Origin of the sequence: Rhodococcus sp. PBTS 1 (assembly GCF_001620025.1) — a bacterium.
GTDB classification, from domain to species: domain Bacteria; phylum Actinomycetota; class Actinomycetes; order Mycobacteriales; family Mycobacteriaceae; genus Rhodococcoides; species Rhodococcoides kroppenstedtii.
Map to the genome: position 1 here is coordinate 193,221 of NZ_CP015219.1, position 22,063 is coordinate 215,283.

At 69.9% G+C, this 22,063-nt stretch carries 22 protein-coding genes; 16 read left to right on the top strand and 6 right to left on the bottom strand.

Going from position 1 to position 22,063, the window contains the following annotated elements; translation table 11 throughout:
- Positions 1-17 precede the first annotated feature (17 nt).
- Together A3Q40_RS00915 and ramB are read right to left on the bottom strand one after the other, a co-directional pair.
- Positions 18-557, bottom strand: a complete 540-nt coding sequence (locus A3Q40_RS00915) for a carboxymuconolactone decarboxylase family protein (RefSeq protein ID WP_068099402.1) — start codon at positions 555-557, stop codon at positions 18-20.
- Positions 558-583: 26 nt separating this feature from the next.
- On the bottom strand, positions 584-2,002 hold the full coding sequence (gene ramB / locus A3Q40_RS00920) for an acetate metabolism transcriptional regulator RamB (RefSeq protein ID WP_068099403.1): 1,419 nt from the start codon (positions 2,000-2,002) through the stop codon (positions 584-586).
- 388 nt (positions 2,003-2,390) lie between these two features.
- Here ramB and aceA point away from each other — a divergent pair, with 388 nt between their 5' ends.
- From aceA to A3Q40_RS00975, 11 genes are all read left to right on the top strand, one after another.
- Positions 2,391-3,680, top strand: coding sequence for an isocitrate lyase (gene aceA / locus A3Q40_RS00925; protein WP_068099404.1), 1,290 nt, complete (start codon positions 2,391-2,393; stop codon positions 3,678-3,680).
- Positions 3,681-3,857: 177 nt separating this feature from the next.
- Complete coding sequence (locus A3Q40_RS00930; RefSeq protein ID WP_068099405.1) at positions 3,858-4,742, top strand: 3-hydroxybutyryl-CoA dehydrogenase; 885 nt, start codon at positions 3,858-3,860, stop codon at positions 4,740-4,742.
- 290 nt (positions 4,743-5,032) lie between these two features.
- Positions 5,033-5,794 (top strand): MlaE family ABC transporter permease, encoded by a 762-nt coding sequence (locus A3Q40_RS00935; RefSeq protein ID WP_068099406.1) that lies wholly within the window; start codon positions 5,033-5,035, stop codon positions 5,792-5,794.
- A 4-nt stretch (positions 5,795-5,798) separates the two neighbouring features.
- Entirely contained in the window at positions 5,799-6,668 is an 870-nt protein-coding gene (locus A3Q40_RS00940) for an MlaE family ABC transporter permease (protein ID WP_068099407.1), read from the top strand.
- Positions 6,669-6,672: 4 nt separating this feature from the next.
- On the top strand, positions 6,673-7,719 hold the full coding sequence (locus tag A3Q40_RS00945) for an MlaD family protein (RefSeq protein WP_068099408.1): 1,047 nt from the start codon (positions 6,673-6,675) through the stop codon (positions 7,717-7,719).
- The gene (locus tag A3Q40_RS00950) at positions 7,716-8,765 is read left to right on the top strand and encodes an MCE family protein (RefSeq protein WP_235606387.1); all 1,050 of its coding nucleotides are present in this window, start codon (positions 7,716-7,718) and stop codon (positions 8,763-8,765) included. Before A3Q40_RS00945 ends, A3Q40_RS00950 begins: the two co-directional genes overlap by 4 nt.
- Positions 8,762-9,742: an MCE family protein gene (locus A3Q40_RS00955; RefSeq protein WP_157889456.1), complete on the top strand. Its 981-nt coding sequence runs from the start codon at positions 8,762-8,764 to the stop codon at positions 9,740-9,742. The genes A3Q40_RS00950 and A3Q40_RS00955 overlap by 4 nt, the downstream gene beginning before the upstream one ends.
- 1 nt (position 9,743) lies before the next feature.
- Complete coding sequence (locus A3Q40_RS00960; protein ID WP_068099410.1) at positions 9,744-10,799, top strand: MCE family protein; 1,056 nt, start codon at positions 9,744-9,746, stop codon at positions 10,797-10,799.
- The gene (locus A3Q40_RS00965) at positions 10,796-11,848 is read left to right on the top strand and encodes an MlaD family protein (RefSeq protein WP_068099411.1); all 1,053 of its coding nucleotides are present in this window, start codon (positions 10,796-10,798) and stop codon (positions 11,846-11,848) included. Before A3Q40_RS00960 ends, A3Q40_RS00965 begins: the two co-directional genes overlap by 4 nt.
- Positions 11,845-12,792, top strand: a complete 948-nt coding sequence (locus A3Q40_RS00970) for an MlaD family protein (RefSeq protein WP_068362587.1) — start codon at positions 11,845-11,847, stop codon at positions 12,790-12,792. Before A3Q40_RS00965 ends, A3Q40_RS00970 begins: the two co-directional genes overlap by 4 nt.
- Positions 12,793-12,843: 51 nt before the next feature.
- A complete protein-coding gene (locus A3Q40_RS00975) occupies positions 12,844-13,485 on the top strand; it encodes a hypothetical protein (protein WP_068099413.1) in 642 nt (213 codons plus the stop codon).
- A 28-nt stretch (positions 13,486-13,513) separates the two neighbouring features.
- On the opposite strand, the gene A3Q40_RS00980 is transcribed toward A3Q40_RS00975, so the two are convergent.
- Positions 13,514-14,326, bottom strand: a complete 813-nt coding sequence (locus A3Q40_RS00980) for a class I SAM-dependent methyltransferase (protein ID WP_068099414.1) — start codon at positions 14,324-14,326, stop codon at positions 13,514-13,516.
- Positions 14,327-14,360: 34 nt separating this feature from the next.
- Between A3Q40_RS00980 and A3Q40_RS00985 the strand changes: the two genes are divergently transcribed.
- Positions 14,361-14,618 carry a hypothetical protein gene (locus A3Q40_RS00985; RefSeq protein WP_068099415.1) on the top strand — a complete coding sequence of 86 codons (258 nt, stop codon included), beginning with the start codon at positions 14,361-14,363 and terminating at the stop codon, positions 14,616-14,618.
- A gap of 144 nt (positions 14,619-14,762) precedes the next feature.
- Positions 14,763-15,803: an NAD(P)-dependent alcohol dehydrogenase gene (locus A3Q40_RS00990; protein ID WP_068104817.1), complete on the top strand. Its 1,041-nt coding sequence runs from the start codon at positions 14,763-14,765 to the stop codon at positions 15,801-15,803.
- A 51-nt stretch (positions 15,804-15,854) separates the two neighbouring features.
- Here the strand turns inward: A3Q40_RS00990 and A3Q40_RS00995 are convergent, their stop codons facing one another.
- The 3 genes from A3Q40_RS00995 to A3Q40_RS01005 are packed head-to-tail and all read right to left on the bottom strand — an operon-like array spanning position 15,855 to position 17,980.
- Complete coding sequence (locus A3Q40_RS00995; RefSeq protein WP_068104819.1) at positions 15,855-16,709, bottom strand: PPK2 family polyphosphate kinase; 855 nt, start codon at positions 16,707-16,709, stop codon at positions 15,855-15,857.
- Between the two features lie 54 nt (positions 16,710-16,763).
- Positions 16,764-17,555: a SigB/SigF/SigG family RNA polymerase sigma factor gene (locus A3Q40_RS01000; RefSeq protein WP_068099416.1), complete on the bottom strand. Its 792-nt coding sequence runs from the start codon at positions 17,553-17,555 to the stop codon at positions 16,764-16,766.
- The gene (locus tag A3Q40_RS01005; protein ID WP_068099417.1) at positions 17,552-17,980 is read right to left on the bottom strand and encodes an ATP-binding protein; all 429 of its coding nucleotides are present in this window, start codon (positions 17,978-17,980) and stop codon (positions 17,552-17,554) included. The genes A3Q40_RS01000 and A3Q40_RS01005 overlap by 4 nt, the downstream gene beginning before the upstream one ends.
- Before the next feature lie 388 nt (positions 17,981-18,368).
- Between A3Q40_RS01005 and A3Q40_RS01010 the strand changes: the two genes are divergently transcribed.
- The 3 genes from A3Q40_RS01010 (at position 18,369) to A3Q40_RS01020 (ending at position 22,057) form a co-directional block, all read left to right on the top strand.
- Positions 18,369-18,728, top strand: a complete 360-nt coding sequence (locus A3Q40_RS01010; protein WP_068099418.1) for an STAS domain-containing protein — start codon at positions 18,369-18,371, stop codon at positions 18,726-18,728.
- 72 nt (positions 18,729-18,800) lie between these two features.
- Positions 18,801-19,871: a PHP domain-containing protein gene (locus tag A3Q40_RS01015; RefSeq protein WP_068099419.1), complete on the top strand. Its 1,071-nt coding sequence runs from the start codon at positions 18,801-18,803 to the stop codon at positions 19,869-19,871.
- The gene (locus A3Q40_RS01020; RefSeq protein ID WP_068099420.1) at positions 19,868-22,057 is read left to right on the top strand and encodes a putative bifunctional diguanylate cyclase/phosphodiesterase; all 2,190 of its coding nucleotides are present in this window, start codon (positions 19,868-19,870) and stop codon (positions 22,055-22,057) included. The genes A3Q40_RS01015 and A3Q40_RS01020 overlap by 4 nt, the downstream gene beginning before the upstream one ends.
- Positions 22,058-22,063: the final 6 nt, after the last annotated feature.

Below are 22,063 nucleotides of genomic sequence, written 5' to 3' on the forward strand. Positions count from 1 at the left end.
GGGTGTTGCCGTTCCCGCTACGTGTAGTCGCGGGGAATACGCAGGGTGCGAATCGTGGTGGCGAGCCCGTCGTACTGCGTCACCAACAGGACGAACTCGATGCGCTGACGGTCGGTCAGGTACGCCCCGAGCCGCGTCCACGTGGCGTCGGCGAGGTCCTGCTCGACGAGGAGTTCGTCGACGGCGGTCACGACGGTCCGAGCCCGCTCGTCGAGGTCCCCGTGCGTCCCGGCGTCGGTGTGCTCCAGTGCCGCGATCTCCGCGGCGGTGAGGCCGGCCCGCCGCCCGAGCCGGCGGTGGTGGTCCTGCTCGTACCCGCACTCGCGGACGGCGGCCACGCGGAGGATCACCGTTTCCGCGTCCCGCCGGGCGAGCGTGCCGAAGGGCATCAGCCGGGCGCTGTAGACCAGCCACGCACGGAACAATCCGCGGGTCTGCCCGAGCGTGGAGAACAGATGCATGTCCGGTGCCCCCACCACACGGCTCGCGAGGCGCGCGATCGCGAAGTTGATCGGGCGGAGCGTGGACAGCGTGCCAGCGGGGATGCGACCGGTCATGCGGCCGACGCTACGGGACCGGCCCGTCACCGGTCCCGCAGAACGTACGGTGACACCGAACTGCGATGGGCGTCGATGTCGAGCGCCTTCCCCAGCGGCGGGAACGCGCGCTGGGGGCAGTGCGCGCGTTCGCACACCCGACACCCCGCGCCGATCGGGGTCGCGCCGCGCGCGGTGTCGAGGTCGAGGCCGTCGGCGTAGACGAGTCGCGACGCGTGCCGCAGCTCGCACCCGAGGCCGATGGCGAACGTCTTGCCGGGCTCGCCGTACCGCGCCGCGCGTCGTTCCACGGTGCGGGCGATCCACAGGTAGCGACGCCCGTCGGGCATCTCGGCGATCTGCGTCATGATGCGGCCGGGGTAGGCGAAGGTCTCGTAGACGTTCCACAGCGGGCACGTGCCGCCGCTCGACGAGAAGTGAAACCCGGTGGCGGACTGGCGTTTCGACATGTTGCCGGCGCGGTCGACGCGGACGAAGGAGAACGGCACGCCGCGTAGCGACGGACGCTGCAACGTCGAGAGTCGGTGACAGACGGTCTCGTAACTCACGGCGTAGTAGGCCGACAGCCGCTCGATGTCGTAGCGGAAGTCCTCGGCCACCTCGTGGAACCTGGTGTAGGGCAATACCGTCGCCGCGGCGAAGTAGTTCGCCAGCCCCAGGCTCGCGAGCGCGCGGGACTCCTCGCCGGAGAAGTTGCCCTCGTCGACCAGACGGCGGATCAGATCGCCGTTCTCCAGGTAGGCGAGCTCGGCGGCGAAGCGAAAGACCTTCTGCCCACCGGACAGTCGCGGCGAGATCTCGAGCAGCCGGGTGCGGGGATCGAACCGATGCAGCACGCCCTCGCCGAGGTCGATGCGCTCGACGATGTGCACGTCGTAGAGGTTGCGGAGCCGCTTGGCGATCTCCGCGGCGATGTCGGCTCGGTGGAAACGCAGCCGGTTGGCCAGATCCTCGGCGGCGGTGTCGAGTTCGTCGAGATAGTTCTGGCGCCGGTAGAAGTAGTCCCGGACCTCCTCGTGCGGTTTGGAGATCGCCCCGCTGCCACTGCCGTCGGCGAACCGGTCCTCGGTGGCCGCCGCCAGCTGTGCGGAGGTGTTGCGGTACCGGCTGTGCATGTCCACCATCGCCCGCGCAAGGCCGGGATGCGCGGAGACGAACGCCGCCAGCTCGTCGACGTCGGTGGGCACGGCGACGTCCTGGTCGAGCGTGACCTCGCGGAGTTCGGCGATCAACCGCGTGTCGTCCTGGGTGGAGAAGAACGTGGTGTCGACGCCGAACGCCGTCGTGATGCGGGTGAGGACGGCGGCGGTGAGGGGCCGGACGTCGTGCTCGATCTGGTTGAGGTAGCTCGCGGAGATGTCGAGGCGCGCGGCGAGGGCGGCCTGGGACAGTCCGCGCTCGACGCGCAGCTGGCGCAACCGCGCGCCGACGTACGTCCGGGCCATGGACCGAGCCTAGAAGCCCCGCCGACGGGGGCAAACAGTACGAACGTACGGTGACGTCGGTCACAGTGCGCGCCGGCGCCGAGTGCGGCGCCGGCGACGGCATGGGGCCCGCGCGCCGCCGACGGACTTTCGTTCATTTCGTTCCCGACGTGCGACGATGCGGTTACCGGCGGGTAGGTCGGCGGCGTCTTGGCGACGCCGATCTTCGCAACATTCGCAGTATGCTCGTACTGCTTAGCCGAACTTTACAGTCTCAGCAGGTAGACACCATTTTTCGCCTGTGCCATCGTGGTCTCGTACATCCGATCCGCCTGACAACCCTGCGAAGACCCTGCGGGGTCGGCGCACGTGGCCGTCGGCGGACGAAACCGAAGAGACGGAGCTGTCGATGTCGACCACCGGTACCCCCAGGACCACCGAAGAGATCCAGAAGGATTGGGACACCAACCCTCGCTGGAAGGGTGTCGAGCGCAACTACACCGCCCAGCAGGTCACCGACCTCCAGGGCACGGTCGTCGAGGAAGCGACCCTCGCGCGTCGCGGCTCGGAGATCCTCTGGGACCTCGTGAACAACGAGGACTACATCAACTCCCTCGGTGCCCTCACCGGCAACATGGCCGTGCAGCAGGTGCGCGCCGGCCTCAAGGCCATCTACCTCTCCGGCTGGCAGGTCGCCGGTGACGCCAACCTCTCCGGCCACACCTACCCGGACCAGAGCCTCTACCCGGCCAACTCCGTGCCGTCCGTCGTGCGCCGCATCAACAACGCGCTGCTCCGCGCCGACGAGATCGCCAAGATCGAGGGCGACACCTCGGTGAGCAACTGGCTCGCCCCCATCGTCGCCGACGCCGAGGCCGGCTTCGGTGGCGCGCTCAACGCCTACGAGCTGCAGAAGGCCATGATCGCCGCCGGCGCCGCCGGTGTGCACTGGGAGGACCAGCTCGCCTCGGAGAAGAAGTGCGGCCACCTCGGTGGCAAGGTGCTCATCCCGACGCAGCAGCACATCCGCACCCTGACCTCGGCTCGCCTCGCGGCCGACGTCGCGGACGTCCCGTCGGTCATCATCGCCCGCACCGACGCCGAGGCCGCCACGCTCATCACCTCCGACGTCGACGAGCGCGACCGCGAGTTCCTCGACGGCACCCGCACCGCCGAGGGCTTCTTCGGCGTCAAGAACGGCATCGAGCCCTGCATCGCTCGCGCCAAGGCCTACGCCCCCTACGCCGACCTCATCTGGATGGAGACCGGCGTGCCGGACCTCGAGGTCGCCAAGAAGTTCGCCGAGTCGGTGCGCGCCGAGTTCCCGGACCAGCTCCTCGCCTACAACTGCTCGCCCTCCTTCAACTGGAAGGCGCACCTGGACGACGCCACCATCGCGAAGTTCCAGCGCGAGCTCGGCGCGATGGGCTTCAAGTTCCAGTTCATCACCCTCGCCGGCTTCCACTCGCTCAACTACGGCATGTTCGACCTGGCCCACGGCTACGCCCGCGAGGGCATGACCGCCTTCGTCGACCTGCAGGAGCGCGAGTTCAAGGCCGCCGCCGAGCGTGGCTTCACCGCCATCAAGCACCAGCGCGAGGTCGGTGCGGGCTACTTCGACCGCATCGCCACCACGGTCGACCCCAACACCTCGACCGCCGCCCTCAAGGGCAGCACCGAAGAGGGCCAGTTCCACTGAGCTGAGCCGCCTCTCCGAGGTTTCTTCGCACCAGTCAGGCGGTCCGCAGCTTCCGTTGCGGGCCGCCTGACTCGTACCCATGGGCTTCGCCCGTACCCCAGCAGAGTTACCCCCCACCTCGCCTGCCGCCGTCGTCGCGTTCGCGTTCACGGCCGACGGCGAACGAAGGAGTTCGTAGTGTCCAGCGAGAAGATCGAGCGCGTCGGCATCGTCGGCGCCGGGCAGATGGGTGCCGGCATCGCCGAGGTGTGCGCGCGCGCCCGCGTCGACGTCCTGGTGTTCGAGAAGACCGCCGACCTCGTCGACGCCGGTCGTGCCCGCATCCGCAAGTCCCTCGACCGCGGCGTCTCCAGCGGCAAGATCACCGAGCGCGAACGTGACCAGGCCGCCGACTGCCTGCGGTTCACCACCGATCTCGCCGACTTCGCCGACCGGCAGATCGTCGTCGAGGCCGTGCTCGAGAACGAGCGCATCAAGACCGAGATCTTCGCCGAACTCGACCGGGTCGTCACCGACGCCGACGCCGTGCTGGCCTCCAACACGTCGTCGCTCCCCATCACCCGGATCGCCACCGCCACCACCCGTCCCGAGCGCGTGGTGGGGCTGCACTTCTTCAACCCCGTACCGGTGTTGCCGCTGGTCGAGCTGATCCCGTCGCTCGTCACGTCCGACGCGGTGGTCGCCCGCGCGGAACGCTTCGCGGCCGACGTACTCGGCAAGCAGGTGGTCCGCGCGACGGACCGATCCGGCTTCGTCGTCAACGCGCTGCTGGTGCCGTACCTCCTCGCCGCCGTCCGGATGGTGGAGTCGGGCTTCGCCACTCGCGAGGACATCGACAAGGCGACCGTGCTCGGCCTGGCCCACCCGATGGGACCGCTGACCCTGTCCGACCTCATCGGTCTCGACACGGTGAAGTCCATCGCCGACTCGATGTACGAGGAGTACAAGGAACCGCTGTACGCCGCTCCGCCGTTGCTGCTGCGCATGGTGGAGGGCGGTCTGTTGGGCAAGAAGACCGGTCAGGGCTTCTACACGTACGAGAACGGACGCATAGTGTCCTGACCGGCGACGATCGACACCCTCGCGGACACCTCACGACGGCCCGACCCCCCGTTCCCACCGACTCGGTGGGAAGTCCCGGGGGGCCGGGCCGTCGTCTGTATCCCGTCACGGAACCCCGCGCAAACCGACCTCGATCCTGTTTCGGGCCGCTACGTTTTCGGAGGTTCGCGGAAGGGTCGCGGACCGGGGGGAACAGCACACACCGGGGGGTCACCATCGCCGGCACCGAAACCAGGTCACGGTCCGAGTCGCGGGCAGGCACGTGGGCGCGATCGCGCGTCGTCACCAGCATGCGCACGTTCGGACGGTTCGCCGACCTGACCGCCGCCGCGTTCGGCTATCTCGCCCGCGATCTCGTGGCGCTGCGATTCGCCTGGCGGGAGGCGCTCGATCAGGCCTGGTTCATGGTCACCGTGACCGTGCTGCCCGCCGTCCTGGTGTCCATCCCGTTCGGCGTCATCGTCTCCGTCCAGGTCGGCAGCCTCACCTCGCAGATCGGCGCCACCTCCATCTCGGGTGCTGCGGGCGGACTGGGCGTCATCCGTCAGGGCGCGCCGATCGTCACCGCGCTGCTGCTCGGCGGGGCCGCCGGCTCCGCCATCGCGGCGGACCTCGGTGCCCGCACCGTGCGCGAGGAGATCGACGCGATGCGCGTCATGGGCATCGACCCCGTCCGCCGCCTCGCCGCGCCGCGACTGGCCGCGATGATCGTCGTCGCGCCCCTGCTCTGCTCGCTGGTGATCTTCATCGGCCTGGTGTCCGGCTACGTGGTCAACGTCGGATTCCAGGGCGGGACGCCCGGCAGCTACCTCGCGTCGTTCGCCTCCTTCGCCTCCACCACCGACCTGGTGGTCTCGATGGTCAAGGCGGAGATCTTCGGCATCATCGTCGTCCTCGTCGCCTGCCAGCGCGGGTTCGAGGCCACGGCCGGACCGCGCGGCGTCGCCAACGCGGTGAACGCGTCCGTCGTCGTCGGGGTGATCGCGGCCTTCGTCGTCAACGTCCTGGCCACCCAGTTGGTGACCATGTTCTTCCCGCAACGGCTCGGGTGACGCGATGACCGTCGCACGCTACTCACCGCTCGGCACCTCGGGCCTGCGCCGCTCGGGCGCCCGCGTGGTCCGCATGCCCCTCTCGGCCGCCGAGCACCTGGGCCATCAACTCACCTTCGTGTGGCAGGTGCTCGCCGCCGTCCCGCACACCCTGCGCGCGTACCGCCGGCAGACGATGCTGGTGCTCACCGACATCAGCTGGGGCAGCGGCAACCTGGTCGTCGGCGGCGGCACGGTGTCGGTGCTGGTGATCCTCGGTATCGCCGTGGGGTCGTCCATCGGCATCGAGGGATACAACGCGCTGAACCTCGTGGGCATGGGTCCGCTCACCGGATTCATCTCCGCCTACGCCACCACCCGCGAGCTGGCCCCGATGATCGCGGCCATCGGCTTCGCCTCGCAGGCCGGGTGCCGCATGACCGCCGAGATCGGCGCGATGCGAATCTCCGAGGAGATCGACGCGCTCGAGGTGGTCGGCATCCGCTCGATCCCGTTCGTCGTGACCACCCGCGTGATCGCCGGCGTCCTCACCATCGTGCCGCTCTACCTGCTGACGCTGGTGCTCGCGTACGTCTCGTGCGCGCTGATCGTGAACCTGTTCGGCAACCAGTCGTCCGGCACGTACGACCACTACTTCTCGACGTTCCTCAGCCTGCCGGACCTCGGCTGGTCCCTGCTGAAGGCCACCGTGTTCGTCGCGGCCGTCATCCTCATCCACGGCTATCAGGGCTACTACGCCACCGGCGGTCCGGAGGGTGTCGGCCGTGCGTCGGGGCGGGCCATCCGTGCCTCGCTCATCGTCATCGTGGTGCTCGACATGATCATGACCGTGGTCATCTGGGGTGCCGACGTCGGCATCAGGATCTCGGGGTAGCGGCATGGCAGTCTTCGACGACCTGTCCAAGCGGTCCGCCGGACCAGGGGCGCTGCGCCTGCGCGGCCTCGCCGTCGCGGTGGTGCTGGTGCTGCTGGGCGTGGTTCTGACGAACTACGCACGCGGCGAGTTCGAGTCGCGGTTCGACGTGACCTTCGACAGCACGAGCATCGGCGACGGCCTCGCGGTCGGATCCGACGTCAAGTACCGCGGCCTGCCCGTCGGGCGGGTCGACGAGATCGAGGCCGTCGGCTTCGGCCGGCAGCGCGTGCACGCCCACCTCGAGCCCGACGTCGCCGCGGTGCTGACCGACGACCTCACGGCACGGTTCTCCTCGGCCACGGTGTTCGGCGCGACGGTCATCGAACTGTTCTCCGAGGGGGAGGGACGGCCGCTGACGGCGAACGCCACCGTCGAGCTCGGCGAGGACAGCGAGACCGCCACCGTCACCGGCGTGTTCCGCCGCCTCGCCACCCTGACCGACGTGCTCGATGCCGACAACACCAACCGGGTGGCCGACCTCGCGTCGCGGGTGTCGACCAACTTCGGCGACGGCCTGAAGCCCTTCTTCGACACCGCGCAGATGATGGCCGAGACGCAGCGGTCCCCGCTGTCGTGGAAGCTCGTCCGCGGCGCCGAGCTCGGCGACGGTCTCCGCGAATCCATCGGCCCGTTGGTCGACGTGATCGCGCAGGTCGTGGACTCGAGCGAGTACTTCGAGAATCCCGTGAACCGGGACCGGGCCATCAAGGCGATGAACGGTCTCGGCGGCGGGCTGAGCATTCCTCTGGGAGATCTGTTGCGGGAGAACCAACCGTATCTGGCGCCGCTGCTCGACACGTTGCTGGACGTCCTCATCCCGGTGGCCCTGTCCGCCGGCACCCTCGCCCCCGCCTACCAGCGGGTGCCGAACGTCCTGCAGGGCGTCGAGGACGCGTTCCCGACGGTCGACGGACGCACCCAGCTTCAACTACAGGTGATCGTGAACTCGATGCCGACGATGGCGGGACCGGTCGAGGCGTTCCTGGGCCGGGCGGGGGCGACGCCGTGAGCCGGTCCTCCGCCGTGGGCTTTCCCGTCGCGACGGTGGTCAAGCTCGCCGTGTTCGCGCTGGTGGCGATCCTCTGCCTCGTGCTGATCGGGAACGCGCTCGGGGGCAGTACCGGCCCCGACCGTGCGCGATTCGATGCTCGGTTCGACGACGTCTCAGGCCTGTACACCGGCGACGACGTGCGGCTGTCCGGCGTGCTGGTCGGTTCGGTCACCGGGATCGACCTCGACGGGGACCGCGCCAGGGTGAGCTTCGAGGTGGACGGCAACCGTCCCGTCACCAGCACCACCAAGGCCGCGGTGCGTTACCAGAACCTGCTCGGTCAGCGGTACCTCGAGCTGATCCAGGACGACACCGCGGGGACGCCGCTCGCGTCCGGCGCGTCGTTCGCGCCCGAGAACACCGTGCCCTCGTTCGACATCACCACGCTGTTCGACGGCTTCCAGCCGATCTTCGAGACCATCGACACCGAGCAGGTCAATCGCTTCACGCAGAACGTGCTGGACCTGGTGCAGGGCGACGGGGCCGGACTAGGGCCGGTCCTGCGGGATCTCGACGGCCTGACCACGTACGCGAAGGAGCGCGAGCAGATCATCGTGCTCCTGGTCCGCAACCTCGGGGCGATCTCCGGCGTGGTCGGTCAGCGGTCCGAGCAGCTCGGCCGGCTCTTCGCGGAGCTCGATCGCGTCGTGTCGACCTTCGCCGACAAGGCGGACACGCTGATCGCCAATCTCGACGACATCAACGCGGGGCAGGGTCCGTTCCTGAACATCGCCGAGCAGCTCCGAGACACCTACGACTCCGAGTACGGGCCCGTCGACTCGGTGTTCCGTCGGCGGGTGCCGGGGGCGAAGCAGATCGTCGACCTGCTCGCGTTGGTGCCGAGTCTCCTGCGCGGGGTCGACCGGTCGCTGCAGTCCGGTGGCGCCGAGGGGCAGCCGACGAGTGGCCCGGGCGAGGTCTACGCCTGCTCGTCGGGCCAGGCCGACATCCCGGGCATCGGCTCGGTCGTGCTCGGCACTCAGCGATTGGTGGTGTGTCGATGAGTTCGCTCCGAGCGGGCAGTCAGACGGTGTGGGGCCTGGTCGGTGTGGTGGTCGTGGTGCTCGCCGTGGTCGCGACGACGATCGTCTACGTCCTGCCGCTGGGTCACCGGACCTATACGGCCGCGTTCGAGAACACCGGGGGAGCCCACGCCGGCGACGACGTCCGCATCGCCGGAATCTCCGTGGGCACGATCACCGGGATGCGGCTGGCCGACGACCACGTCGAGGTGTCCTTCGAGGTCCGCGAGGACGTCGAGCTCGGCGACGCGACGTCGATGGGCGTCCGGCTCCTCACGCCGGTGGGCGGTCACTACTTCGCGCTCCGCCCCGGCGGAACGGGCGAGTTGCCGGACGGGCGCATCCCGATCGAGCACACCACGGTGCCGTTCTCCCTCTCCGACACCGTGGAGGCGGCCACGCCCATCCTGCGCGATCTGAACGGAAAGACGTTGCGCGAGAACATCGTCGAGCTCGACGCGGCCGTGCAGGCGCAGCCCGAGTCGATCCGCCGGATCACCGACAACCTCACGTCCCTGACGGCCGCCCTGGCGGACAGCCAGGACGATCTGACCCGCGGCCTGAACGTCACCGACGAGTACCTCGGTGCCCTCGCCACGGACCGGGAGGTGCTGCTGTCCTTGCTGAACAAGCTCGCCACCATCACCTCGAAGCTCGGCGCCAAGCGGGCCGACGTGGTCGCCGCGTCGGAGAAGCTGCGACGCCTGTTCACCCTGTTGCACCGGCCGATCGTCGCGCTCGACCAGGGGCTGGGCCCGACCATCGAGGAACTCGAGGCGCTCGCCGCGACCCTGCGCGAGCAGACCGTGACGCTCGACGACGCCATCACCGCCGGGCGCGAGTTCACCGATTCCATGTCCGAGATCTTCGCGACCGACGCCGGCGCCGTCGTCGATCGCGGTGACGACGTCATCACGGGCACCACGCTGTGCGTGCCCGTGCCCGGAAGGGGGTGCTGACGTGGCCGGAACACGCAAGGTCGTGATCGTCGGTCTGGCCGCCGTCCTGGTCGTCGGAGCCGGCACCGCGGCGTCGTCCGCCGCCAGGCTCGTCACGACCACCCGCACCGAGATGTGCGCGGACATGACCGACTCGGTGGGCCTGTACGAGGGCAACAACGTGACGATGCTCGGCATCCCGGTGGGGGAGGTCCGCCGCATCGAGCCACGCGGCGACCACGTCCGCGTCACCATGGCGGTGGACGAGACCCTCGCCCTGCCGGCGGACGTCGGCGCCGTCACGCTTTCCGACTCGATCGTCACCGACCGTCGCCTCGAGCTGACCACGCCCTACCGGGACGGCGCGCGATTCGACCGCGAGACGTGCATTCCGCTCGACCGCACGCGGACGCCGATCGGCATCAGCGACACCCTCACGGCGGTGAACGATCTGGGGGCCGAGCTGCTGGGGACGACCTCCACCACCGATCCGGTCGCGCCGCGGCCGCCGGAGGAGCAGTTGCTCGGCGACACGCTCCGGGCCCTGGACACCGCGCTCGAGGGCAGCGGGGACGAGTTGGGCACGGCGCTGTCGCAGATCTCGGCGCTGGTGGGCAATCCGGCGAACAAGGACACCCAGGTCCGCCGGATGATGGACAACATCGACCTGCTGACCACCACCCTGATCGAGAGGTGGCCCGACATCGCGCTGCTCGTCGCGAACCTGAAGCAGGGACTCGGTGCGGCGGGGGAGTTCTCGGAGAACTTCGCCACGGGCATCGACCGCACGGTCGAGTTCCTGCCGATCCTCGAGCGCGTGCTCCCGAAGGTCGCGCCGACGCTCTACCGGGTGCTCGACGTCGTGATCCCGATTGTCGCGATCGTGGTCAACCGAGCCGGCGACATCGCCAGCATCCTCTCCCGCGTCCCGCGGGCCGCCGAGCAGACGGCCTCGCTCACCGACCCCGCCACCGGCGCGGCCCGGTTGACGTTCGTTCCGCCCGAGGTCGCGTCCGCCGACGGGACTGTCGCCGTCGACCTCGTCCCGATGATCCTGGGAACGGCAGGCACCCGATGACACGACACTCGAGATTGCTCCTGCGCGCGGTCGCCGCGGGTATCGCCGCCGTGACGGCCTTCTCCGTCGCCGGCTGCGGCGCGTCCATCGCGGACCTGCCGCTGCCGGGCAGCTACGTGCCCGGTCCGACGTACCGGGTGGACATCGAGTTCTCCTCGGTGCTGAACCTGCCGGACCGCGCCAAGGTGGTGCTCGACGGTGTCGACGTGGGACTGCTGAACTCGGTGACGTTGGTCGGCAACACGGCCGTCGCCGCCGTCGACATCGACCGGACCGTCGACCTGCCCGCGGCCACCCGGGCGGAGCTGCGCCAGGGAACCATCCTCGGCGAGATCTACGTCTCGCTCCAGCGACCCGCGCCGGATGCCCCGCAGGGCGGCACCCTGCAGGACGGGGACACCATCCCGCTGGAGCGGACGGACCCGGCGGACAACGTCGAGGACGTCCTGCGCGGGCTGTCCGAGGTGGTGGCCGGCGGCAACATCGTCGACTTCCAGCGGTCGATCGACCGGTTCAACCGCGCGATCCCCCCGCCCGAGACGGTGGATCTCATCAACGAGAAGGCGCGTCAGGCGCTCACCGACCTGTCGAACGGCGACGCGGAACTCGACCGCATCCTCGGCGCTGCGGAGACGGTGTTCGACTCCTTCCAGGCCCGGACCGACACGCTCGACACGATGCTGACCACCGGGCCCGAACGCGTTGCCGGACTCGCGGACTCGCTGCTCGTCGTCGTCGACTCCCTCATCGACCTCGGCTACATGTCCCGGAGCATCGGGGGCGTGATCAACCCGGTGTACGGCGACCTCCGCTCCGTCATCTCGACGATCCAGCCGATGGTGCGCACTCTCGCCACGGCCGACCTGACCGCGCCGATGCTGGCGTCGCGCATGGACGCCCTCCTGCGGGAGCGGTTGGTGCCGTTCTTCTCCGGAACGCCGAACGTGCGGATCACGTCGGTGTCCGGTCCGCCCGCACCCGGCGCGGCGCCGGTGGACCGGGCGAACGAGATGATCGCGGTCCTCCGCGGGATCGGATTCGTGCGATGAAGTCATTGTTGTCCGTGGGCGCGTTGACGGCGGTCGCCGTGCTGGGCGTCGCCTATCTCGCGCTCGGAGTGCTGGACATGGATCCGCGGCGGGACCACCTGAGCATCACCGTGCCGCTCACCACCTCCGGTGGCCTGATCGACACCTCGCAGGTCACCCTGCGCGGTGCCGCGATCGGACGGGTCGAACGCATCGACGCCGGCCGCGACGGTCTCGAGGCCGTGGTGCGGGTCGACGCCGCCGAGCCGATCCCGCAGGACACGGAGGTGCGCGTGTCGAACCTCTCCGCGGCCGGCGAGCAGTTCCTCGACTTCCGTCCGCGTACCGCCGACGGGCCGTACCTCGCCGACGGTGACACGGTCGACACCGGCAACGTGGTCGTCTCGCCGAGCGTCAGCGACACCCTGGCCGTGGCCGAGGCGCTGACTCGGGAGATCGACTCGGAGGCGATCGGCGGCATCGTCGACACGCTCGACACCGCGACGCGCGGACGGGAGCCGGAGATCGACAACATCGTCGAGGTCCTGCGCCTGCTCTCGCTCACCCTGCGCGACAAGCAGGACGTGGCCCGCAGCCTGTACTACAACCTGCAGGTTCTCGGCGAGAACGCCTACGCCGACTCGTTGGGTCCGCGCCTCGCCGACATCGTGCCGGAGCTCGAGCTCTCGGGCAGCGGACTCGAGCACCTCATCGGCTCCTATCAGGACTACTCCTACGTGGGCGAGACCGTGTGGGACGGCGAACTCGCCCGACTGGTGCCGAAGATCTCCGAGTACCTCGGCCCGCTCCTTCCCGACATCGGGTACATCGCCACCGTTCTCGGCCCGGCCACCCGGACCATTCGCCCCGTGCGCGTGGACGCGGGTTCCCTCGTGACCATGCTCGAGCAGGTGTTCCCGCGCGGTGGTCCCGCCCGCGTCGCGGTCACCCTGCCGCCGAACTGACCCACCGCAGACGTGATCCGGCCGCCCCGTTTCCGGATCGAAAGGACAACCATGACCACTCGAGTCGACACCGACCTTTCCGAGTCCGACTTCGTCGACCGCGACGGCGCCGGGGAATCCACGGCCGAGTCGGCCACCGAGTCCGGCATTCCTGCCGAGTCGACCGGCGGTCCGACGGGCCGCACCCGCGGGGGTCGTCTGACCGTGGTGCTCGCCGTCGTCGCCGTGCTCGCGGTGATCGCCGCTGCGCTCGCCGCCTGGCAGTGGCGGTCGGCCGCGGGAGCGCTGGACGCCGAGCGGGCGGCCGACGCCGACCGTGCCGCCGCCGTGGACGTGGCCCGCGGGTACACCGAACGGTCCCTGACCTACGACCACACGAACGTCGACGGCTTCTTCGCCGGTGTCGAGGAGGGCACGACAGACGCGCTGCGAGAACGCTTCGACGGCGTGCGCGAGGTCCTGACGCAGATCATGACCGACTCGCAGGTGGTGGCCTCGGGAACCGTGAACGCCGCCACGGTGACCGCGCAGGACGGCAACGTGTACACCGTGAAGGTCTTCGCCACGCAGACCACGCAGAACCTGCAGCAGCCGGAGCCGGGCGCCGTCCCGACCCTGCTCACGGTGACCGTGGAGAAGAACGGCGATCAGTGGTTGGTGTCGGACTACGGGGCGGACACCGGAGCGGCGTAGCCGCGACCGTGTCACCGGAGCGGCGTAGCTACCTCTTGCGGCCGGTGACGAACTGCGCCGCGCCGTGGATGCGCTGCTCCACCGCCTCGAAGCCCGCTCGGTGCAGCACGTCGGTGAAATCGTCGGCACCGAACACCGTGAGCCCGCTCGGACGGACCGCCGTCGCCATGGCGTCGGCCACCACGGCGGGACCGCGGCGCACGGTGGTCATGACGGCGAGGCGGCCACCGGGCCGCAGGACACGCACGAGTTCGGCGAACACCCGCATCGGTTCGGGGACGAGGTAGAGCGCGGCGTAGCAGCAGACGGCGTCGACGGAGCCGTCCTCGAAGGGCAGCTCGCGGGCGTCGCCGAGGACGTAGGCGACGTGGTCGGCGAGATCGGTGCTGCCGGTGCTGTCGGTGCGCACTGTGCGGGCCGTGTCCCGGGCGGCGCGGGCCAGCATCGGTTCGGAGGCGTCGAGGCCGACCACCAGGGCGTCGCGGCGGCCGGCGTCGGCGAGGGACTCGGCGAGGAACCGGGTGAAATTGCCCGGTCCGCAGGCGACGTCCAGCACGACGCGCGTGCCGTCGTCGACGAGTCCCAGATCGCGGACGGCGAACGTGCGCTCGACGTCGACGGTGGGTCCGCTCACGCCCATCCAGAGACGGAAGAGCGGGCGCCAGGCCCGTTCGTAGATCGTGGCGAGGGGACCGAATCGCATGAGGCGCTGGGCGGCTCGTAATTCGGTGGGGCCGTTCTCGGGTCGGCGGACGTCGAGGACGCCGTCGGCGCGAAGGGTGCTCGGGGTGTCGGGACGGAGTAGCGATCGGGTGCGGTCCACAGCGCGCGCGTCGGCCATGAGAACACGGTAGGTGGGGTACTACAGTTCGGCCATGGCATCCATCACCCTCCCCACCGTCGCCGGAGTCGCGTTGGCGGCGACGGGCGCAGCGCACTTCGTGGCTCCCGACGCCTTCCGTCCGATCACCGAGCCGGTGTTCCCGGACGACACGCGGACGTGGACCTACCGAAACGGGGCGTCGGAACTGGCGATCGGGACGGCGATCGCGATCCCCGCGACGCGGAAGATCGGTCTGGTGGGCCTGGCCGTCTACGTCGGCTTCCTGGGATTCCGCGCCGCCACCGCCTGACCGGACAGAACCGCGCGGTACCCCAGCGACCGACCGGACCACACCGCGTCGACACGCGGGAGTTTTCGGACGACACGGACATTCCGAGGTGACCCTGGCCCGGTGTTGTTTACGAGTCAACGATGCACGGGTAGGCATGTGGACATGTCCACAGCTACCGCTTACCAGGCCACCGCACCCGATGCTCCGCTCGAGAAGACCACCATCGAGCGACGCGAGCTCGGCCCGCACGACGTCCTCATCGACGTCAAGTTCGCAGGCATCTGCCACTCCGACATCCACACCGCGCGCAACGAGTGGGGCGGCACCACGTACCCCGTCGTGCCCGGCCACGAGATCGCCGGCATCGTGGCCGAGGTCGGCTCCGAAGTCACCACCCGCAAGGTGGGCGACCGCGTCGGTGTCGGGTGTTTCGTCGATTCCTGCGGCAAGTGCGAGGCGTGCCAGGACGGGGACGAGCAGTACTGCACCAAGGGCGTGGTGCAGACCTACAACTCGGAGACCTACGAGGGCGAGTTCACCCACGGCGGCTACTCGACGCAGATCGTCGTGACGGAGCGCTTCGTCCTCGGCATCCCCGAGGGCGTCGACCTCGACGTGGCCGCGCCGCTGCTGTGCGCCGGCATCACCCTGTACTCCCCGCTCAAGCACTGGGGTGCGGGCCCGGACAAGAAGGTCGCCATCATCGGCATGGGCGGCCTGGGCCACATCGGCGTCAAGATCGCCCACGCCCTCGGCGCCCACGTCACCGTGCTCAGCCAGACGCTGAGCAAGGAGGAGGACGGCAAGCGCCTTGGTGCCGACGAGTACTACGCCACCAAGGACACCACCGCGCTGAAGGATCTGCGCGGGAAGTTCGATCTGATCCTGAACACCGTCTCGGCCAACCTGCCGATGGGCGACTACCTGGGACTGCTCGCCCGTAACGGCACTTTGGTCGAGCTGGGCGTGCCGGAGAAGCCGCTCGAGGTGCCGGCGTTCAACCTGCTGGCCAACCGACGCTCGTTCGCCGGCTCGATGGTCGGCGGCATCGCCGAGACCCAGGAGATGCTCGACTTCTGCGCCGAGCACCACATCGGCGCCGAGATCGAGGTCATCCCCGGCGAGAAGATCAACGAGGCCTACGACCGCGTCGTGAAGTCGGACGTGCGCTACCGCTTCGTCATCGACACCGCGACTCTCTGATCGCCCGTAGCAACCGCGACTCTCTGATCGAACCGTTCGAAGGCAGCGCCGTCAGCTCTCCCGGAGCAGGCGGCGCTGCTCTTCGACGTCGAAGTCCGCTGCGGGCCAGTCGAGGTCGAAGCCGTGCAGGGCTTCGACGAGCAGTTCGGTGACGGCCACCCGGCTGTACCACTTGCGGTCGCAGGGCACCACGTGCCACGGCGCGTACTCGGTGGAGGTTCGCTCGAACACCGCGTCGTAGGCGGCCATGTAGTCGTTCCAGTAGCCCCGCTCGGCGACGTCCGACGGGTCGAACTTCCAGTACTTGTCCGGCCGCCGCAGGCGTCGCGCGAGCCGTTCCCGCTGCTCGTCCTTCGACAACGCCAGTGCGACCTTGATCAGGGTGGTGCCGGACTCGACCACGCGCTTCTCGAACGCGTTGATCTCGTCGTAACGGGTCTCCCACACCTCGCGGGGCACCATGTCGTGCACCCGCACGATGAGCACGTCCTCGTAGTGCGAGCGGTCGAACACGCCGATCTGTCCCGCGCGAGGCAGCGCCTTCTCGACTCGCCACAGGAACGGGTGGGCACGCTCCTCCTCCGTGGGCGCGGCGAAGGACGTGTGGTCCACACCCTGCGGTTCCACTTGCCCCAGAACGTGTTTGACGATGCCGCCCTTGCCGGAGGTGTCCATCCCCTGCAGCACGAGCAGCACGGAGCGGTGATCGCCGGAGCGTCCGTTCGCGTACAGCTTCTCCTGCAGTTCGCGCAGATCGGTGGCGCGCGAGCCCAGCCACGCCTTGCCGTCCGATTTCGAGCCGGTGAACCCCGGCTTGGCGTAGGTGTCGACGTCGGCGAAGGACACCGACGGGTCGACGCGCAGGATCTCGGTGGCCGATCCCGACCACCCGGTGCTCGCACTCATGGCGAGCACTGTAGGGCGCGCGACCCGCCCGGTGCAGTTCTTCGCGCGGTTGCGCTAGTGCAGCTCTTCGCGCAGTTGCGCGAGCGTACGAGCGAGCAACCGCGACACGTGCATCTGCGAGATGCCCATCTTGTCCGCGATCTGCGTTTGCGTCATGTTGCCGAAGAACCGCAGCAGCAACACGTTTCGCTCGCGCTCGGGCAGCTTCTCGAGCAGGGGACGGAGCGCCTCGTGGTTCTCGACGTTCTCCATCTCCTTGTCGTAGTCACCCAGGGTGTCCGCGAGGGAGAGTCCTTCGGAGTCGCTGCCGCTCGACGCGCTGTCCACGGACAGGGTCTGGTACGCGTTGCCGGCCGTGAGACCCATGGCGACCTCGTCCCGGTCCAGATCCAGGTACTCGGCCAGTTCGGACACGGTCGGGGACCGGCCCTGCGTCTGCGACAGATCCGCCACCGCCCGCGAGAGCTGCAGATGCAGTTCCTTCATACGGCGGGGCACGCGGACGGCCCACCCGGCGTCGCGGAAGTGACGACGGACCTCGCCCATGATCGTCGGCACCGCGAAGGACACGAAGTCCGAGCCGCGCTCGACGTCGAACCGGTCGACCGCGTTGACCAGGCCGACGCGCGCGACCTGCACCAGATCGTCGTGCGCCTCGCCGCGGCCGTCGAAGCGGCGGGCGATGTGCTCGGCGAGCGGGAGGCACCGGGTGACCAGCTGATCGCGGAGGACGCGACGCTGCGGGTCGCACTCGGGCAGAGCGCCGATGGCCGAGAACTTCTCCGCGACGTCGGCGTACTCGTCGGCCGACCGGCGGGACTTGCTCTTGCGTTCGCTGGTCGTCACTCGTCCAGGCCGTGCTTGCGCTTGGAGAACTCGATGGTCGTGGACACCACGCCCTCGTGTTCGGTCTGGGAGGTGGACACCGTGTCGGTCAGCGCGTTGAGCACGTGCCAACCGAAACCGCTGGCGTCGAGATCGGCGCCGGGTTCGGTGGTGGTGGTGACGGCGACCTCGAGCACGTCGGGACCGGGCGTGAACGCGCAGACCAGACGGGCACCCGGCGTGGCGCGGACGATGAGGCGGCTGCACGACTCGTCGATGGCCAGGCGGATGTCCGCGATGCTGTCGAGGTCGAAGTCCTCCTGTGCCGCGAGGGCCGCAGCGACCGCACGCGTGACGGAGAGCTGGCTCGGGTCGGCGAGCACTCCCAGCTCGATGGTCGACGCCGACCCGGCGGAGTCGGGGTCGGTGGTGATGGCCCGTGTCATGAGGTTTCCCGCTTTCCGGTCCCCCGCGCGGACGGTGCGCGGCGGACGCTCTGCTGCGAATGTATCGGTGGCCGACCGGTGCTTCCTCGGCGGGTACCCACGGTGGACGACAGGCCCACCGCGACGGAGTACCGGGAGGGGCTACCCGCGGCCCCGAATCGGGAAACCGGTTGGCATCGAGTTCCAACCGGCGTAGGTTCGTCAGCAGGTTGAGTCAGCAGCCGACGTACGAAGCACCGTCGATGGTTGCCGTAGATCCCTTTTCTCGAGTCCCCCGCCTTTCTCTCGCGGCCGGACATCTCCCGCCGGGACTGCTCTTCGCGCAGTCCACTCCGGGCGGCACCCGCAGATCCGTGCTCAGCAGCTCGATCGGCACTTGGAGTCACTCATGACCGTTTCGACGATCGCATCCGATCCCCGTACCACCGTTCTTCCCCTGTCCGACGGAACCCTCACCGTCAGCCGCACCGACACCACGACGACGTACCGGGTCGGCGGCAGCATCGACCTTGCCAACGCGGCCGACCTGCGTGACGCCCTGCGCGACGCGCCCGCCGACGACGTGGTGCTCGACCTCACCGCCGTCGACTTCTTCGGCACCGCCGCGCTCACGGTCGTCGCCGCGCTCGACATGGCGTGCGAGGACCGGGGCAGCCGTCTGACGCTGCGGGTCGGCGACGCCGTCGCCCGCGTCATGGGGGCCGCTCGGTGGGAGCCGTCCGCTCACGTGGTCGACGTGCGCGGATAACGCGCCGGCAGGACCGACCCGTGGCCCCGATCGGATTACTCCGGTCGGGGCCACGGGTAGTCTCGGCCCATCATGAACCCCGATTCGTCGGACCCGGTCGTGGCGCTCCGCGAGGTGGCCTTCTGGCTCGAGCGCGCCCGGGCGGAGACGCGCCGAGTGAAGGCCTACCGCAACGCGGCCGATGTGCTCGCGGCCCTGACCCCCGAGCGTCGGGCGGAGATCGCGCGCCGGGGTGACTGGACGTCGCTCCGTGGTATCGGACCGAAGACGGCCGCCGTGGCCGCGGCCGCCGCGGCGGGGGATGTGCCCGACTATCTCGCGGAGTTGCGGGCCGACGCCGAACCGATCGGCCCGCATGCCGGCGGCGAGTTCTCCGCCGCGGCGATCGAGCTCGCCGCAGCGGTCCGCGGTGACTTGCACACGCACTCGAACTGGTCGGACGGGGGCAGCCCGCCGGCGGAGATGGCGGCGACCGCGCGTCGCCTCGGCCGCGAGTACTGGGCGCTCACGGACCACTCGCCGCGCCTGACCGTCGCGAACGGCCTGTCCGCGGACCGCCTGCGAGACCAACTCGAGCTGCTCGCGGATCTGGCGCTCGAGGTCGAGGCGGACGACGACACGCCGTTCCGCATTCTCACCGGGATCGAGGTGGACATCCTCGACGACGGCGGGCTGGATCAGGAGCGGGACCTGCTCGTCGACTTGGACGTGGTGGTGGCCAGCGTGCACTCGCACCTGCGCGCCGACAGCGCCACCATGACCGCGCGCATGATAGCCGCGGTCACCGACCCGGACGTCGACGTGCTGGGCCACTGCACGGGCCGGTTGGTCGAGGGCGGACGCGGTACCCGGCCGGAATCGACGTTCGACGCCCGAGCGGTGTTCGAGGCCTGTCGCGACGCCGGCACCGCCGTCGAGATCAACAGTCGGCCGGAACGGCAGGATCCACCGGAGCGGCTGATGGAACTCGCGCTCGAGATCGGCTGCCTGTTCGCGATCGACACCGACGCGCACGCGCCCGGCCAACTGGACTGGCTGGGACTCGGCTGCGCCCGGGCGGCGGCCGTCGGCATCCCGCCGGAGCGCATCGTCACCACCTGGCCGGTGGACCGGTTGCTTGCCTGGACCGCGGACCGACCGTGACCGACGCGCTGGTGGCGGCCGTCGCCGCCGTGGCCGACACCGCCGCCAACGGGGTGATGATCGTCGAGTCCGGCGTGCTCCGCTACGCCAATCTCTCGGCGCGGGACTCGCTGGCGCCGGGAGCGGACGCGATCTCCCCGGTGCTGGCCGGCATCGTCGACGCGGCCCGCCGCAGCGGCTTCTGGTCCGGCGCCGTGACCGACCCCGCGGAGGTTCCGGGCGAGCTGGTCGCGTCGGCCTGGATGGTCGACGCCGGCCGGGGATCCGACATCGCGATGGTGGTCGTCAGCCGCACCTCCGTCTCGCCCGACCCGCCGGGAGAGGTCGACCTGCAGGACGTCTCCGGCGACGTGCGTCGACGCGTGCAGGAACAGCGGGTGGTGTCCGCCCTCCATCGCATCTCCGTCACCGGCAGCACGGACCACCTGGCCAATGCGATCCTCGAGACGGTGCCGCCGTTGTTCGACGCCGAGCACGTCCTCATCCTGCGGCCGAGCCCGGACGGCGAGAAGATGGCGGTCCTGGGCGCGACCGGCCGCACCACCGAGGATCTCGACGGGGTGCAGGTCCGCGCGAGCGGGATCGCCGGATACGCGATGCGCGAGGGTGGTCCGGTCGTGTGCGTCGACACGGCCCGCGAGACGCGATTCGACACCTCCGAGATGCAGCAGTTCGGCCTGCGCAGTGCGGCCGCCGTTCCGGTTCCGGGGTCGCCCGAGAACTGGGGCGTCCTCGCCGTCTACCGCGAATCGACCGGTGTGGTGACGCCGGACGCGCTGACGGTGCTGATCATCCTGGCCGACGTGCTGGGGGCCGCCGTGCACCGCACCGACCTCGAGAACCGACTGCGGCACCGCAGTCTGATCGACCCGGTGACCTCGCTGGACAACCGCACGTCGGGATACCGCCGTCTCGACGACGCTCTCGCCGTCGGACGGGCCGACGGTCGTCTGACGGCGGTGGTGCTGATCGACCTCGACGGGTTCCGCAGCGTGAACGAGACCTTCGGCTTCGCGGCGGGTGACGCCCTGCTGGCCGCCGTGGCGCCCGTCCTCAGCGGCGCCGCACGACCGGGTGACGCGGTGGCCCGACTCGGGGCGGACCAGTTCGCGGTCGTCTGTCCCGGCCTCACCAGCACGTTCGACGCGACCGCGCTGGCCGCGTCGATGCTCGCCGTGTTCGCCGAGCCCATCTCTGTGGACGGCCGCGACACCGTTGTCACCGCGTGCGCCGGCGTCGCTGTCGGGCACGGCCACCGAACCGCCGCCGACCTGGTCCGTGAGGCGGACATCGCCGTGAGTGCCGCGAAGCGTCGCGGACCGGGCCACGTCGAGGTCTTCGACTCCGCGGCCGGTGGCGCGTTGCAACGACGCTGGGCCGTCGCGACCGACCTGCGGGCCGCGATCGACGCGGACGAGATGACCGTCGTCTACCAGCCGGTGTTCGACATCGAGATCGGCGTCCTGGTCGGCGTCGAGGCGTTGGCGCGGAGGACGTCGCCGACACTCGGTCCGTTGGGTCCCGACGAGTTCGTGCCGGCGGCCGAGCAGGCCGGGCTGATCGCGGCGCTCGGGGAGCGGGTGTTGCGGCGCGCATGCCGAGATGCCGCCGCGTGGCAGCGCCTGCTCGGCGCGGGCGCGGAGCGCAGACCGCCCTCGGTCGACCTGCGGGTGAACGTCAGCCCCCTGCAGCTGCGGATGCCGGGGTTTCTCGCCACCGTGGACGACGCGCTGGCCGACTCCGGACTCGATCCGTCCACGTTCGGCATCGAGATCACCGAGTCGGTGTGGCTCGAGGACAGCGACACCGTGCGGGCGGCGCTGCGCGGCCTGCACGAGCGTGGGATACGAATCCTGTTGGACGACTTCGGTGTCGGGCAATCGTCGCTGGGCTCGGTGACGCGCTTCCCGCTTCTCGACGGCGTGAAGATCGACCGATCGTTCGTCGCGGGACTGCCGGTGGCGCGATCCGAGGCCGTCATCGGGGCGGTGGTGTCCGTGGCCGAGGCGTTCGGCCTGGACGTGATCGGGGAGGGCGTCGAGACGCCGGAGCAACTGGCGACCCTGCTGCGCTGCGGGTGCCGACGCGCCCAGGGCTATCTGCTGGGTCGCCCGACCGACGCCGACTCGGTCGCCGAGCTGGTGCGCGCGGGCGGGATGCTCGCCGCCTCGAACCCGTCCCCCTAAGCTCGG